Source organism: Curtobacterium sp. CFBP9011 (assembly GCF_034045095.1).
GTDB lineage: Bacteria > Actinomycetota > Actinomycetes > Actinomycetales > Microbacteriaceae > Curtobacterium.
The window spans coordinates 165,705-180,023 of sequence record NZ_JAXCWN010000005.1; the positions used below are offsets into that span (position 1 = coordinate 165,705).

The following is a 14,319-nucleotide window of genomic DNA, read 5'->3' on the forward strand; positions in this document are numbered from 1 at the left end:
GACTGATCACGGTCACCCGACCACGAGGGATCGAACGCAGCAGCGAAGCACCACCCGGAGCATGACCTCCGGAACAGCATGACCGAGGCCCCGCCGGAACACCGGCGGGGCTTCGACGTTCCTCGGACAATCGGCTCCGCCCGGCACGTCCGCACGGGGCCGGAACTGTCCCCAGTGCGGGGGTGTGTACCCCGAATACTCGGGAGTGGTCCCCCCTACTGGGGACCTCTCATGTCCCCGTGCGTGATCGGCCCACTGCCAGGATCGGGCTCGGCGTGAACGGTCGTTCTCCGATTCCCTCGGGTCCTCGAGCGCCAGGTTCGCTGTCTCGACCCGAAAGTGACTCATGCTGCCTGCTCCCCAGGGCACCGCCCTGCCTCGCCGCGCGTTCGGCCTCCGCCCCCTCGCCATGCTCGGCGCCGCGCTGCTCGTCGGCGCCGGCCTGAGCACTGCAGCCGTGGTCTCCGCCGCCCCAGCCTCTGCCGCGGTGCAGGCGACGCAGGACAGCCACTTCGTCTGCGACCAGAACACGCTGTACGCGACGAACAGCGCCGGCAAGGTCGTCGCGATCGACATCACGACGGGCGCGAGCAAGGGCACGACGGTCGACGTGGCTGACCTCGGCACGGGCGCGAACAACGGCCTCGGGATCTCCCGCGAAGGAACGTCGATGTTCGCGGCCGGCAACAACACCACCGCCACGCTGCGGTCCTTCGACCCGAAGACGAACACCGCGTCCGGACCGGTGGCCACCGACAAGGTGCGCCCGGTGCTCCGCGGTGCGGTCAACCCGGTCACCGGCATCTACTACTACGGCGACAGCTCCGGCGCGCTGCTGGCCTACGACCCGGCGACGAAGAAGGCCATCGGGCAGGTCGGGACGATCCCGAACCTCAAGCCCGGCAACGGCGACTTCGCGTTCAGCTCCCGCGGGCTGTTCTTCGTCGTCGCGGCCGACAAGGTGTACCGCGTCGACACCGAGACCGTCCCCACCACGGCGGGCACCACGGCGCTGACCACCACTGAGATCGCCACGCTGCCGTCCGGCACGGACAGCCCAGGCATCGCGTTCTCGTCCGACGGCTACCTCTACGTCTCGAACTCGGTCACGACCGGCACCGCGCCGAACACCACCGCGACGACGACGCTCATGCAGCTCGACCCCACGTCGGGCGCCCAGGTCCGGAGGTTCCCGGTCGTCGGCGACTACAACGCCAGCGACCTGGCCACCTGCAACTACGCCGACACCGTCACCGGCCGGGCGAGCGTCGACCAGCGGTGGAAGGCGACCGACCAGTTCGGCCTCGCGATCACCGGCGACGGCATCACCGCGACGAGCAAGGGCACCAGCGCCAGCACCACCGGCAGCGCCACCGGCCTGCAGGACCAGAAGGCCGGCGCGATCCTCACCACGCCGGGCAAGAAGTACACGGTCGCGCAGACCGCCGCCGGCACCACCGACCTGGCGAACTACACGACCACGTGGAAGGCGCTCGACGTCAACAGCGGCACCGCCGTGGCGGCCGGCACCGGGCAGACCGCGGGGTTCACGTTCCCGCAGGCCGTGGGCACCGACGGTACCGACGTCGTCGTCACGTTCACGAACACGCTCAAGCTCGTGCACGCCTCGACCACCGCCGACACGTACTCGACCCCGGTCGACACCACCCTCACGGTCCCGGCCGCTGGCGTGCTGGCGAACGACGCGGGCACCGGGCTGACGGTCACCAACCACACCGACCCGACCTCCGGCACGCTGACGATGAGCGCCACGGACGGCAGCTTCACGTACACACCGGACGCCGGGTCCTCGGGCACCGACCAGTTCGACTACACCGCGACCGACGGCAGCGGCCAGACCTCGACCAGCACGGTCACGATCACGGTCACCCCGACCGCCACCGACGACGCGTTCAGTGTGCACGCCGGCTCGACCGCCACCGCGGACGCCGCCCACGGCCTGCTCGCCAACGACCACGGCTCGCGCCTGAGCATCACCGGCAACACGACGCCGGCCCACGGTTCGCTGACCCTCGCGGCCGACGGCTCGTACACGTACACGCCCGACGACCGCTTCTCGGGCGCCGACAGCTTCACGTACACGGCGAAGGACGGCTCCGGCGCGACGATCACCGGCACCGTCAGCATCACCGTGCTGCCGACCGCGAAGGCCGACACCATCAGCGCGACCGCCGGTCAGACCACGACCGTCGCCGCTCCGGGACTGCTCGGCAACGACCTCGGCACCGGCCTGACCGTCACGGACAGCACCACGCCCGCGCACGGCACGGTCACGGTCGGCACGGACGGCACCACCACGTACACGCCGGCGCCGGGGTACTCCGGGCCGGACAGCTTCGACGTGACGATCACCGACGGCAACGGCGAGTCCGACACCGTCACCGTCACGGTCCGGGTCGCCCCGAAGGCCGTCGACGACACCGCGACCGTCGACGCCGGCAGCTCGGTCAGCACGACCACCCGCGCCACCGGCGTCCTGGGCAACGACTCCGGCACGGCCCTGACCGTCACGAACTCCACGGCACCGGGCCACGGCACACTGGTGCTCGACGCCACCGCCGGCACCTACACGTACACGCCGACCGCGGGCTTCTCCGGGACGGACCGCTTCGACTACACGGCGACCGACGGGTCCGGCGCGACGACGTCCGCCACGGTGACGATCACGGTCCGCCCTGCAGCTGCGGTCGACACCGCGACCACGCCCGCCGACCACCCGGTCATCATCGACGTGCAGGCGAACGACTCCGGTACCGGCCTGACCACCACGGTCGTCGACCAGCCCCAGCACGGGGCGGTCGCGGTCGCCACCGACGGCACCGTGCAGTACACGCCCGCCGTCGGCACCTCGGGGACGGACTCCTTCACCTACACGGCGACCGACGCCGCGGGGAGGACGACCGCGCCGGTGACCGTCACCGTGACCGTCACCCCGGTCGCGACGAACGACGCCGCATCCGCGCAGGCCACGAAGACCCTGACGATCCCGGTCGCGACCCTGCTCGGCAACGACTCCGGCACCGGCCTGACCATCACGAAGGCCACCGGGACGTCGCACGCCGACGTGACACTCGGCACGGACGGCACGATCACGTACACCGCGAAGCCCGGCTTCTCGGGGACCGACACCGTCACGTACACCGTGACCGATGCCTCCGGGCAGCCGACCACCGCGACGATCACGGTCGTCGTCGGGCCGATGGCGAAGCCCGACACCGCGACCGCCACCGCCGGCACGACCCTGACCGTGGCCACGGCCGACGGCGTGCTCGCCAACGACCAGGGTTCCGACCTCCGGGCGAGGACCGACCGTGCGCCGGCGAACGGCACGCTCGACCTGCACGCCGACGGCTCGTACACCTACACGCCGGCCGACGGGTTCTCCGGCACGGACACCTTCACCTACACGGCGACCGACGGCTCCGGTGGGAAGTCCACCGGGCTCGTCACCGTGACCGTGCGGCCGAAGGCACAGGACGACCGCCTCACCACGACGGCCGGCACGCCGCTCGTCGTCACCGCGGGCACCCTCACCGGCAACGACGCGGGTACCGGCCTGACCGTCACCGCGGTCACCGACGGTGCGCACACCACCGTCGTGCTCGGCACGGACGGTGCGATCACGATCACGCCGGCGGACGGGACCTCGGGCACGGACTCGTCCACCTACACGGTGACCGACGCCGCCGGGAACACCAGCACCGCCACCGTCCGCGTCCTCGTGGCCCCGGTCGCGACCGACGACGCCGGCACCGTCCGGGCGGGGGAGACCCTCACCCGCACGACCCCCGCCACCGGGGTCCTCGGCAACGACCGCGGCACCGGCCTGAGCATCACCCACCACACCGAGCCGGGCCACGGCGTCCTGGTGCTCGACGACACCACCGGCGCGGTGAAGTACACGCCCGTCGACGGGTTCTCCGGCGACGACTCGTTCACCTACACGGTGGCCGACACCGCCGGCACGCCCGCCACCGCCACGATGACGCTCGTCGTCACTCCGGCGACCGTGGACGACCGGGCGACCACCTCGGCCAACTGGCCCGTCACGGTCGACGTCCAGGCGAACGACTCCGGCGTCGGCCTGCACACCGAGCTCGTCGGGGCGCCCGCACACGGCAGCGTCGTCCTCGAGCGGGACGGCACGGTCACCTACGCGCCGGCTGCCGGGACCTCGGGGACGGACACGTTCACCTACCGGGTGACGGACGCCAGTGGACGCCCGAGCGGGCTGTCGACGGTGACCGTCACGGTCCTCCCGGTCGCGATGGCCGACACCGTCGGGACCGTAGCCGGCAAGCCCGTGTCGATCCCGGCGGCGACGCTGCTCGGCAACGACTCCGGCACCGGCCTGGCCGTGACGAAAGCGGGCGGTGCCGACCACGGCGACGTCACCCTCGGCAGGGACGGCACGGACGGCACGATCCGCTACACGCCGACGCCCGGCTTCTCGGGGACCGACACGATCACGTACACGGTGACCGATGCCTCCAGCCAGTCCGCCACCGCGACCGTCATCGTCGTCGTCGGCCCGATGGCGGCGCCCGACACCGTGACCGCGACGGCCGGGTCCACGCGCACCGTCGCGGAGGGTGACGGCGTCCTGGCGAACGACCGTGGCACCGGCCTGACCGCGACCGTCGACCAGGTGCCCGCACACGGCACCCTCGACCTGCACGCCGACGGTTCGTACTCGTACACGCCGGCCGACGGGTTCTCCGGCACCGACCGCGCCACCTACACGGCGACCGACGGCGCGGGCGCGAAGGCGACCGGCACCGTCACGATCACCGTGCGACCCGCTGCCGGCGACGACACCCGCACCACCACCGCCGGGCAGCCGGTCACCGCGACCTCGGCCGCGCTGACCGCCGACGACGCCGGCACCGGCGTGCACGTCACCGACGTCACCGACGGCGCGCACGGCACCGCCACGGTCGACGTCGACGGCACCGTCACCTACGTCCCCACCGCCGGCTGGTCCGGCACGGACACCGTCACGGTCACCGTGACCGACGCGATCGGCAGTACCGCGACCAGCACCCTCACCATCACGGTGATCCCGGTGCTCGCCGTGCCCGACGCCACCGCCACCGCGGACGGCCAGCTCGTCGTCCCCGCCGGACAGGGCGTCCTCACCGGCTCCACCGGCACCGACCTCGAGGTCACCGGCCACGGCACCCCCGACCACGGCACCGTCTACGTCGGCAAGGACGGCTCGTACACGTACACCCCCGCGCCGGGGTACTCCGGCCCGGACGGGTTCGACGTGACCGTCACCGACGGCAGCGGCGGCACCACCACCGGCACCGTGACGATCACCGTCGCCCCGAAGGTCGTGGACGACACCGCCACCACGACGGCCGGCAGCCCGGTCGCCGTCGCCGTCACGGGCAACGACTCCGGCACCAGCCTGCGCGTCACCGCTGTCGGCAGGGCCGTGCACGGAACGGTGAGCACCACCGGCGCCGGGACCGTCACGTACGCCCCGGCGGCCGGGTTCTCCGGCACGGACACGTTCCGGTACACCGTCGTCGACCCGACCGGAGGCACCGCCTCGGCGACCGTCACCGTCACGGTCACGCCGACGGCCACGGCCGACGTCCTCCGCACCGCCGGCGGCCGGCCGCTGACCATCGCCGGCCGTACCCTGACCGGCAACGACTCCGGCACCGGCCTGACCGTCACCGGACTCGGCGACGCCCGACACGGCACCGTCACGACCGGCACCGACGGCGGACTCGTCTACACGCCGGCCGCCGGGTCGTCCGGCACCGACCGCTTCACCTACACCGTGACCGACGCCGCCGGACAGACGACGACGGCCACCGTCACCGTCCTGGTCGGGGCCGTCGCGGTCGACGACTGGAGCACCACGACCACCAACGGAACCGTCCGGATGGCCCGCACGCACGGTGTCCTGTCCGACGACTCCGGCACCGGACTCTGGGCCTCGGTCGACCTCCACCCGCAGCACGGCACGCTCCGGCTCGCGAAGGACGGGTCGTACGTGTACGCCCCGTCCGCGAACTGGTCCGGCCGTGACTGGTTCACCTACACGGCACACGACGCCGAGGAGAACACCGCCGTCGCCCTGGTCGCGATCGACGTCACCCCGACCGCGACCGCCGACACCGCCCGCACCACCGCGGGCACCGCCGTCACCGTCCGCGGACCCGGCGTGCTCGGGAACGACCGCGGCACCACGCTGCGCGTCGTGTCCGTCGGGACGGCCGCCCACGGCACCGCGACCATCGCCGCCGACGGCACCTTCGTCTACACGCCGGCCGCCGGGTTCTCCGGCACCGACACCGTGCCGTACACGGTGCGGGACGCCAGCGGGCAGACCGTCGACACCAGCGTCACCGTGACCGTCGGGATCGCCGCGGCCGACGACACCGGCCGCACCGTCGCCGGGACGGCGCTCGCCGTCGACGCCCGCCACGGGCTGCTCGGCAACGACTCGGGCACCGGGCTCACCACGAGCCTCGCCCGCGCGGCGGCACACGGCACCGTCCGCGTGCAGTCCGACGGGTCGTACGTCTACACGCCGGCCGCCCGGTTCACCGGACGGGACACGTTCGACTACACGGTGACCGACGCCTCCGGGCAGACCACCCGTGCGACCGCGACCATCACGGTCGTCGCCGCGGCGGTCGCCACCGACGACCGGGGCACCGGCCGGACCGGACGCGCCGTCACCGTCGAGCCGCTCGACAACGACAGCCCGACCGGTGGCGCCACGTTCGACACCGACACGCTGCACCTGGTCGACCCCGCCACCGGGCACATGACCGACCGGGTCACCGTGCGCGGTTCGGGCAGCTGGCACGTCGAGGACGGGGTCGTCACCTTCACGCCCGCCCGCGGCTTCCACGGCACCGAGAAGGTCGACTACACCGTGCAGGACAGCGCCGGGCAGGTCGTCACCGCGACGATCACCGTCACCTACCCGGTCGGGATCGCGGCCGTCGCCCACGTGGCGCAGCTCGCCTTCACCGGCAGCACGGGCCTGGCGGGGCTCGGGCTCGGGGCGCTCGCACTGCTGCTGGCCGGGGCGGCGCTGCTGCTGCGGCGGCGGATGCTGGCCGACGGATCGGTCGGGGAGACCGGGCCGGTCGGACCGCGCCGACGCCGGTAGGCGTCCGTCCGGACATCCGTGACAGCCGGGAGGCCCGGATCACGTCAGCCGACCGGCTCACGTGATCCGGGCCTCCCGTCCGTGTGTGGCGCGGGCGCGGCCCGTCAGTCGGTGCGGAGCGTGTCGTTCTCGTCGGACGCCACCGGCTCGACCGGGGTCCAGCCGTACCAGCGGCCGTCGACCTCGGTGGTGAGGCGTCCGTCGCCGCAGGTGACGAGGGACGTCGTCGGCAGCCGGTCGGGCAGGAAGCCCGCGGTCATCGCCGGCCCGCCCTTCGCGCCGTCGACCGACTTGCACGCGCTCGTGTCGACCCCGTCGGCCGACGTGAAGCCGATGACGTAGCCGGGCTTGCTCGTGTCGAGCCGGACGTCGATGTCCTTCGCATCCGCCGGCACCCACTTCGGCATGAACCAGGCGAGGTCCTTCGAGTTCACCGTCGACGGGGCATCGGCGTAGGTGTCGAAGTGCTCCTGCTGCTCGGGCAGGTACGGCTTCACGACACTGCAGCCGGCGAGGGCCAGGACGATGACGCCCATGCCGAGGACGCCGACCGCGGAAGTCAGGGCGGAACGCTCGGACCGGGTGGTGGCCGGGGTGGTGTCGGGTGTGGTGTCGTTCGTGGTGCGGTGCTGCGTCGAGGTCATGGGTCCATCGTCTCGGCGGGGTACCTGCCCGGGAATGCGGCCACCTGCCGGAACGGGGTGGGGCTGACCCCCGGGTTGCCGGGCTACTGTGCCGGGATGGCTGACGACCCGATGCGCGCTCTGTTCTCGAGCGCGATGACCGCTGTTCCGGGCGGCGGCGACGCCGGCCGGGCGGCCGGGCTCGTGGGGCTCCTCGGGCTGCTGACCGCGCTCGTCTCGCTGGTCGGCGCCGTGGTGGTGAGGATCGGCGCGTTCGTCGTCGTGCTGGCACCGCTGGTGGTCGGGTCGGGTGTGGGGCTGCTGCCCGGCTTCACTCCGGGTCCCTGACGGGGGACCGTCGCCGTTCGACCCGTCGTGTCAGCCGACCCGCTGGTTCAGGCGATCCATTGCCAGGTGGACAGTGCCTCCCAGCGCGTCGGGTCGAACCGGAACATGCTGCCGATGCCCGGCTGGTCGAGCTCGCGGGTGATCGGGACCCGGGTGAGGCTCGCCAGCAGGAGCGCCCCGACCCCGCCGTGCGCCACGAACACGATCGACCGCTGCGGTGTCTCGGCGACGAGCTGACGGACCGCCTGCTCGATCCGGCGCTGCGCATCGACGGCCCGTTCCCATCCGCGGACCGACTCCAGAGGCCGGGCGAAGAACGCATCGACGGTCGGCGCGAACTCCTGCGGGTCGAGGTAGCCCGTGGCGCTGCGGTCCATCTCGCCCAGTCGCGCGTCGACTTCGGCGTCGAGCTGCCACGACCTGGCGAGCACCGCGGCGGTGTCGAGCGCCTTCCGCTCGGTGCTGCTGACCAGCCGCTCCGGCCGGGCCAGGACGGAAGCGGCGCGTCCGGCGCGAGCAGCTCCCTGCGGTGACAGGCCCCAGTCCTCGATCGGCACGGCCGGGTCCACGACGACCTCGGGGTGGGTGAGGAACGTGCAGTGCATCCGACGACAGTACTGTCGGGGTGTGGTCCTCGTCGGTGGTCGAACCGTGCTCGACGTCATCTCGCCGGAGCTCGCGCGCCGCATCGTCGCGCGTGACGAGCAGCCGGGGGACGACTGGCATCCGGAGTACCCGTTCGCGGACGAGCTCGACCCGCTGCGGTCGCTCGGGGCTGCATCGAGCCCCGACCCGGTCTTCACCATGTACCTGATCCGGCGGCGATCGGACGGCTCGGCGGTCGGCGGCATCGGGTTCTTCGGGCCGCCGGACGGCACCGGGACCGTGGAGTTCGGGTACGGGCTCGTCCCGTCGGCCCGGGGTGCAGGGCTCGCGACCGAGGCCGTCGAGCTGGCGCTCCAGCACGCGGCCGACAACGGGGCGCGGTCGGCCGGCGCGGACACCGACATCGCGAACGTCGCCTCGCAGCGGGTCCTCGAGAAGAACGGCTTCGTCGAGGTCCGACGCAGCGCGGCGCTCGTGTACTACCGACGCGAGCTCGTCTGACGGACGGTTGCCGCGCCTCCCGGCTGGTGCTCGTCGCCCTCGGATGGAGTCAGCGGCGTGCCGCCACGACGGCGGACGCCACCGCGATCAGGACGAGACCGCAGACGCCGATCGCCGCAGCGCCGACGCCGGAGTGCGCGACGAGCGCGCCCGTGAGCGCAGCGCCGAGGGCGATGCCCGCGGCCGATGCGGAGTTGATCCAGGTGAACCCCTGTGTCAGCGCCGCAGCCGGCACCGTCGCCTGCACGATCTGTGATGACGACGCGACGAGTGGAGCGATCGCCGTACCGCCGACGAGCAGCATCACCATCAAGCCCGCGAGCGTCGGCCACGCGGCCCCGATCAGGACGGCCACGGCGAGCACGATCGACGCGACCAGCTGGACGACCTGTGGCCGCGGACTCGTCCGGAGTGCGCCGTAGGCGAGCCCTGCCACGATGCTCGCCGCACTGGACAGGGCAAGGACGACTCCGATGAGGGGTTGCATGCCCCGGGCGGCGGCGACGGCCGTGACGAGGAGCGGAACGGCGCCGAAGAAGCAGCCCAGCCCGAGGTTCACGCCGAGCGTCCAGCGGAAGCCCGGCACGGCGAGGACGTGCGACGCCCTCCGGGCGTCGGACCCCCGCGGCCCGTGCGGTCGCGGGGCGGTGCGCCGCTGCAGCGACACGATGCCGCAGCCGACCGCAACGAGCATCGCCGCCGCGGCCGACCCGGCCCAGGGGACCAGGACCGAACTCGCGAGCGTCGCGAGAACCGGCCCGACCAGGAACACCACGTCGTTGACGGTCGCCTCGAGCGAGAACGCGACGCGGAACGCCGTCGGTTCGGCCAGGAGGCCCGCCCACCGTGCCGCCGACAGCGCGCCGGGCTGCGGCATCGCGGCACCGGCGAGGACGACGGCCGCCAGCGTGACCGCGACCGGAGCCGACCCGGCGAGGAGGACCGCGGCGATGACGGCCACGACGTGGACGACGGTGACCGCCGGCACCGTCACCGACTGTCCCCAACGGTCCACGAGGTGGGCGACCTGCGGTCCCACCGCTGCCTCGGCGACGGCGAACGAGCCCGTCGCGGCGCCGGCGACGGCGAAGGACCCCGACGCGTGCTGGACCGAGAACAGCAAGCCGAGCCCGGTCATCGCGACGCCGAGACGGGCGAGCGCCGCTGGCAGGAAGAACCCGAGCGCGCCTGGACGGCGGAGGACGCCCCCGTAGCGGGAGCGTGCCGAGCGGATGGCTCCGAGGAGAAACGACGAAGGAGCATGCGCAGTCGCCATGGACGATGCCTCCGACGCGGTGCGAGCTGTCAGTCGGCAGACAAGTCGGCCTGGGCTTCGACGATCATCCTCGGCACCGCGGTACCTCGCCATGATGGTGGGGCTGAGGGCCGTGGCGCAAGGCTCCCGGCGGTCCGCGCGACCGGTTCGTCGCCGAACGTCAGACCTCCCAGTCCGACGAGTACGTCCTGCCCTGCAGCAGTTGCGCCAGTTCGACGTGGACCGACACCGTCTTTTCGAGACGATCCGCGCGGTCCGGCCGCAGCTGGTCGCCGTCCCAGTCCCGCTCAGAGAAGTACGCCGTGTAGGGGTTCACGATGCACTTGAAGTCCAGCATCAGTGACTGTGCGAGTGGTCCGGTCGCCATCGTGCTGTGCGGCAGACCGGCAGCGCAGACGAACGTGACGACCTTGTCGAACCACGCCGCGCGCCGACCCGCACCGGTCGCGCCGGTGGACTCGATGAGCGACTTCACCGTCGACGACGGCGCCCAGTTGTAGATCGGGAAGGCGAGGACGACGCCGTCCGCTTCGTCGATGACGCGGTGCACGGCGTGGAACACGTCACTGTCGAAGACACCGTCGTTGTCGAACGGCGGCAGCGAGACGTCAGCCAGGTCGACGACCGTGCTCCGGTGTCCCTGGCTGGCGATGGCGTCAGCAACCTGTTCGGCGAGTCGGCGGCTCACGCTCGCCGGGTCGAGGCTGCAGGAGAAGACCGGGAGGTTCAGCGACGACACACGAGCACGGTACCGAAGCGACGGGTCATCCGACGGTGGGGTTCCCCAGCGGGATCGCGTAGCGGCGGAGTCGGACGGCCCCGCGGTCATCCCGCGCGACGATGATCCCACCCACGCGTTCCAGCGTCGCGATCGACCCCGCGTTGTCGTCGTGACAGACAGCGGTGACCGAGCCCCACCCGTGCTCTTCCGCGAAGGCCAGTACCTCACGGAGCGCCCACGCGCCGACACCTCGGCCGCGCGCGGACGGGCGGACGCCGTACCCGACGTGGCCCAAGCGCGGTACCCGCTCGTCCTCCGCGCACCTCAGTGCGATGCCGCCCAGCACGGTTCCGGCGTCGACGATCCACCAGAGGGACGTGGGGTCGTGCCGCAAGCGTTCGCGCCACGCCCGGAACCCGTCCGCGCTCTCGACGTCGTCCGCCGGTCCGATGCCGAAACCGTCCTCATGGAGGCCGGGTCCCCACTCGTGATGGGCCTCCAGCCAGGCGTCGCGCAGCTCCGGACTCGGCTGCACCAGCTCCAGCGTCGACCGAGGACGCGAGGTCATCCGGCGCGACGGCTCCGCTGCCGTCGGACCTGCACGAGCATCACCGTCAGCGCGAGCCCGATCAGCACCGGGATCCAGACGGATCCGGATGCGGCCGGTGCCACCACGACTCCGAGCACCAGGCAGATCCCCGCACAGACCGCGATGACGATGTCACTGGCTGTCCACTTCATGGTCGTCCCCCTCGTTCGACTTCCTGACACGCTACGACTCTGCTGCGCCGGTGTCACCCCTGGAGGCCATGGTCGAGAACACGAGGGCACTGACGCCCGCCGGGTCCTGCGTCGCGCGGTCGATCAGGACGCCTCGCATCCCGGCAGATCGGGCACCCGCCACATCGCGGACGGGATCGTCGCCGAAGAAGGCGCAGTCGGCGGGGCGGACCCCCACCTCGGCCGCGAGTGCCGCGAATGCACCGGCGTCGGGCTTCTGGAACCCGATCCGCTCCGAGACGCACACGACGTCGAACAGCTGGTCGATGCCGGTCTGCGCGAGCTTGTCGAGCTGCTGTTCCTCGGACCCGTTGGTGAGGAGCCCGACGCGGTACCCCTGCGCACGGAGGTCTCGCAGGAGGTCCGCGACGTCGGGGAACGTCCGCCACGCTGCCCGGTACGAGCGGAGGTAGTCCGCGAACATCGCGTCGACCCCCGCGTCGTCTGCGGGGACGACGCAACCGAGCGGCGGCAGGACGGTCCGGAGGCGCTGCCGACGTTGCTCAGGGAAGCTGACCTCCCCGAGACGCCACCGTTCGAACTGCTCTTCCTCTGCGGCGAACCAGGAGGCGAGCGCGGCCTCAGTGCTCTCCGCTCCGTGGCGCTCGAGGAACGCCGCTGCCCCTTCCCGAGCGGCGCCGGCGTGGTCGAACAGCGTGCCGTCCAGGTCGAAGCAGGCTGCCAGTGGGGTCGTCATCCGAGGTCCAGACAGAGCGCCATGACGGCCTGCTGCACGGGGAGCAGCGGTGCCTTGAAGGCGTGCCCGACGAAGGCGGGGTGGTCGATCGCGTCGGCGCTCACCTCTCGGCCGCGGATGAACGGCGGGCAGGGCGCGAAGCGGACTCCGGCCGGCGCCCGGTCGAGCAGCTCCGCGGTGACGCGGAACGGCGCGAGCGCGTCGGCATGACGGCCGGGTCCGTCGGTCAGGACCACGTCTGCTGACCGCACCGCAGCCTCCAGGTCGTCGGTCCAGACCGCACCCGGAGTCGCGAGGTCAGCGGGGCAGCACTGCACCAGGTCGAGCCGCAGGACGCGAGCGGCCTCTTGCCAGGCGCGGGCGATGTTGCCGTCCGCGCCCACGAAGAGGAAGCGGAGCGGGGTGATGTCGCCGTGTCGGCGCAGCGAGAACAGGTCGGCGAGCACCTCGCACGGATGGTTCTCGTTGGTCATCGCGTTCACGACGGGCAGCGCCTGCGCCGCGGCCAGCTGCTCGATGACCGCCAGGTCCGGGTGCCGGGCCACGACGATGTCGGCCCAAGGAGCCAGGTACTCGGCGACGTCCGCGAGCGCCTCCAGTTTGTCGAGCGTCGTGTCCGGGAACACGATCGGCTGCAAGCCCATCAGGGACGCTCCGCGTTCGAACGTCACACGCGTGCGCAGGCTCGTCGACGGGAAGAAGAGGACGGCTGCACCATGCGTCGTCGGACCGCGGCCCCGGTCGTAGGCGTCAGCGAGGGCGAAGACCGCTTCGACGTCGTCTGCCGACCAGGCGTCGAGGGTGGTGAGGGACCGCATGGCACCACCGTAGACAGTGGCGAGTCTGCTCATCGTGCCGCGGAGTCCGCTGCCTCCTGGCTCCCCAGCCACTCTGCGAACCGCGGACCGATGACCTCGGCTTCTGCTCCGGGAACCAGCGCCCCGTTCCGGAAGGCCCGCCCCATCGCGCCCGGGATCGGCAACGGGACCGCGACCACACCCCGGTCGGGCAGGGATCGCGTCATCTCCCACAGCGTCATCGTCTCCGGGCCCGCAACGTCGACCTCTGTCTCGGTCCGGAGGCCCGTGGCGACGTCGGCGACGACCGTCGCGACGCTGTCGAGTGCGACCGGCGCGATGGTCATGCCGGGCACGAGTGCGAACGGCCCGGTCCGCATCCGCTCGAGGTTCTGTCGAGCGAACTCGAACCACTGTGTCGAGCGCACGATCGTGAGTCGCGGGCTCACGTCCCTCGCGATCTGCTCCTGGACGGTCTTGCCGGCGAAGTACCCGTACCCCTGCACCGCGGGCAGCGTGCAGTTGACGATCGACAGGAGCACGTGGTGCGCCTGGAGGTCCGTCGCGGCTGCGGCGATCGCTCGTGTCGAGTGGCCGAAGAAGTCGGTGGCGCGCCGCCGGCTCGTGGTGAACATGCCGGTCGCCTCGACGATGACGTCAGCTCCCGCCAGTCGCTTCGTGGCGTCGTCACGGAGCACGTCGAAACCGGTCGCTCGCGAATGTTGCGTCACGTCGCACCCCCGTGCCTGCAGCGCCCGTTCGATCGCGCGTCCGGAAGCGCCCCCACCCACCACTGCAACCTGCATGC

12 protein-coding genes are annotated in these 14,319 nt (G+C 72.2%); 3 read left to right on the forward strand and 9 right to left on the reverse strand.

All coding sequences use genetic code 11. The features are described from left to right. Positions 1–346 precede the first annotated feature (346 nt). Positions 347–7,162, forward strand: a complete 6,816-nt coding sequence (locus SOM35_RS12175; RefSeq protein WP_320515583.1) for an Ig-like domain-containing protein — start codon at positions 347–349, stop codon at positions 7,160–7,162. A 104-nt stretch (positions 7,163–7,266) separates the two neighbouring features. Here SOM35_RS12175 and SOM35_RS12180 read toward each other — a convergent pair whose 3' ends face one another. Further along, positions 7,267–7,806 carry a hypothetical protein gene (locus SOM35_RS12180; protein ID WP_320515584.1) on the reverse strand — a complete coding sequence of 180 codons (540 nt, stop codon included), beginning with the start codon at positions 7,804–7,806 and terminating at the stop codon, positions 7,267–7,269. 96 nt (positions 7,807–7,902) lie between these two features. Here SOM35_RS12180 and SOM35_RS12185 point away from each other — a divergent pair, with 96 nt between their 5' ends. Beyond that, entirely contained in the window at positions 7,903–8,133 is a 231-nt protein-coding gene (locus SOM35_RS12185; protein ID WP_320515585.1) for a hypothetical protein, read from the forward strand. A 47-nt stretch (positions 8,134–8,180) separates the two neighbouring features. Here SOM35_RS12185 and SOM35_RS12190 read toward each other — a convergent pair whose 3' ends face one another. Next, entirely contained in the window at positions 8,181–8,738 is a 558-nt protein-coding gene (locus SOM35_RS12190) for a histidine phosphatase family protein (RefSeq protein ID WP_320515586.1), read from the reverse strand. 22 nt (positions 8,739–8,760) lie between these two features. Here SOM35_RS12190 and SOM35_RS12195 point away from each other — a divergent pair, with 22 nt between their 5' ends. Next, the gene (locus SOM35_RS12195) at positions 8,761–9,240 is read left to right on the forward strand and encodes a GNAT family N-acetyltransferase (RefSeq protein ID WP_320515587.1); all 480 of its coding nucleotides are present in this window, start codon (positions 8,761–8,763) and stop codon (positions 9,238–9,240) included. Positions 9,241–9,289: 49 nt separating this feature from the next. Here SOM35_RS12195 and SOM35_RS12200 read toward each other — a convergent pair whose 3' ends face one another. From SOM35_RS12200 to SOM35_RS12230, 7 genes are all read right to left on the reverse strand, one after another. Further along, complete coding sequence (locus SOM35_RS12200) at positions 9,290–10,516, reverse strand: MFS transporter (protein WP_320515588.1); 1,227 nt, start codon at positions 10,514–10,516, stop codon at positions 9,290–9,292. A 160-nt stretch (positions 10,517–10,676) separates the two neighbouring features. Further along, a complete protein-coding gene (locus SOM35_RS12205) occupies positions 10,677–11,255 on the reverse strand; it encodes an NADPH-dependent FMN reductase (RefSeq protein WP_320515589.1) in 579 nt (192 codons plus the stop codon). A gap of 25 nt (positions 11,256–11,280) precedes the next feature. Next, positions 11,281–11,772 (reverse strand): GNAT family N-acetyltransferase, encoded by a 492-nt coding sequence (locus tag SOM35_RS12210; RefSeq protein ID WP_320515590.1) that lies wholly within the window; start codon positions 11,770–11,772, stop codon positions 11,281–11,283. 29 nt (positions 11,773–11,801) lie between these two features. Then, complete coding sequence (locus SOM35_RS12215) at positions 11,802–11,978, reverse strand: hypothetical protein (RefSeq protein ID WP_320515591.1); 177 nt, start codon at positions 11,976–11,978, stop codon at positions 11,802–11,804. A 31-nt stretch (positions 11,979–12,009) separates the two neighbouring features. After that, positions 12,010–12,714, reverse strand: a complete 705-nt coding sequence (locus tag SOM35_RS12220) for an HAD family hydrolase (RefSeq protein ID WP_320515592.1) — start codon at positions 12,712–12,714, stop codon at positions 12,010–12,012. Beyond that, on the reverse strand, positions 12,711–13,532 hold the full coding sequence (locus tag SOM35_RS12225) for an ornithine carbamoyltransferase (RefSeq protein WP_320515593.1): 822 nt from the start codon (positions 13,530–13,532) through the stop codon (positions 12,711–12,713). Before SOM35_RS12225 ends, SOM35_RS12220 begins: the two co-directional genes overlap by 4 nt. Before the next feature lie 29 nt (positions 13,533–13,561). Continuing rightward, a complete protein-coding gene (locus tag SOM35_RS12230; protein ID WP_320515594.1) occupies positions 13,562–14,242 on the reverse strand; it encodes an SDR family oxidoreductase in 681 nt (226 codons plus the stop codon). Positions 14,243–14,319: the final 77 nt, after the last annotated feature.

Coding starts and splice junctions, on each gene's coding strand:
- SOM35_RS12220 (WP_320515592.1), bottom strand. CDS start 12,714: ATGACGACCCCACTGGCAGCCTGCTTCGACCTGGACGGCACGCTGTTC.
- SOM35_RS12180 (WP_320515584.1), bottom strand. CDS start 7,806: ATGACCTCGACGCAGCACCGCACCACGAACGACACCACACCCGACACC.
- SOM35_RS12215 (WP_320515591.1), bottom strand. CDS start 11,978: ATGAAGTGGACAGCCAGTGACATCGTCATCGCGGTCTGTGCGGGGATC.
- SOM35_RS12190 (WP_320515586.1), bottom strand. CDS start 8,738: ATGCACTGCACGTTCCTCACCCACCCCGAGGTCGTCGTGGACCCGGCC.
- SOM35_RS12185 (WP_320515585.1), top strand. CDS start 7,903: ATGGCTGACGACCCGATGCGCGCTCTGTTCTCGAGCGCGATGACCGCT.
- SOM35_RS12175 (WP_320515583.1), top strand. CDS start 347: ATGCTGCCTGCTCCCCAGGGCACCGCCCTGCCTCGCCGCGCGTTCGGC.
- SOM35_RS12225 (WP_320515593.1), bottom strand. CDS start 13,532: ATGCGGTCCCTCACCACCCTCGACGCCTGGTCGGCAGACGACGTCGAA.
- SOM35_RS12200 (WP_320515588.1), bottom strand. CDS start 10,516: ATGGCGACTGCGCATGCTCCTTCGTCGTTTCTCCTCGGAGCCATCCGC.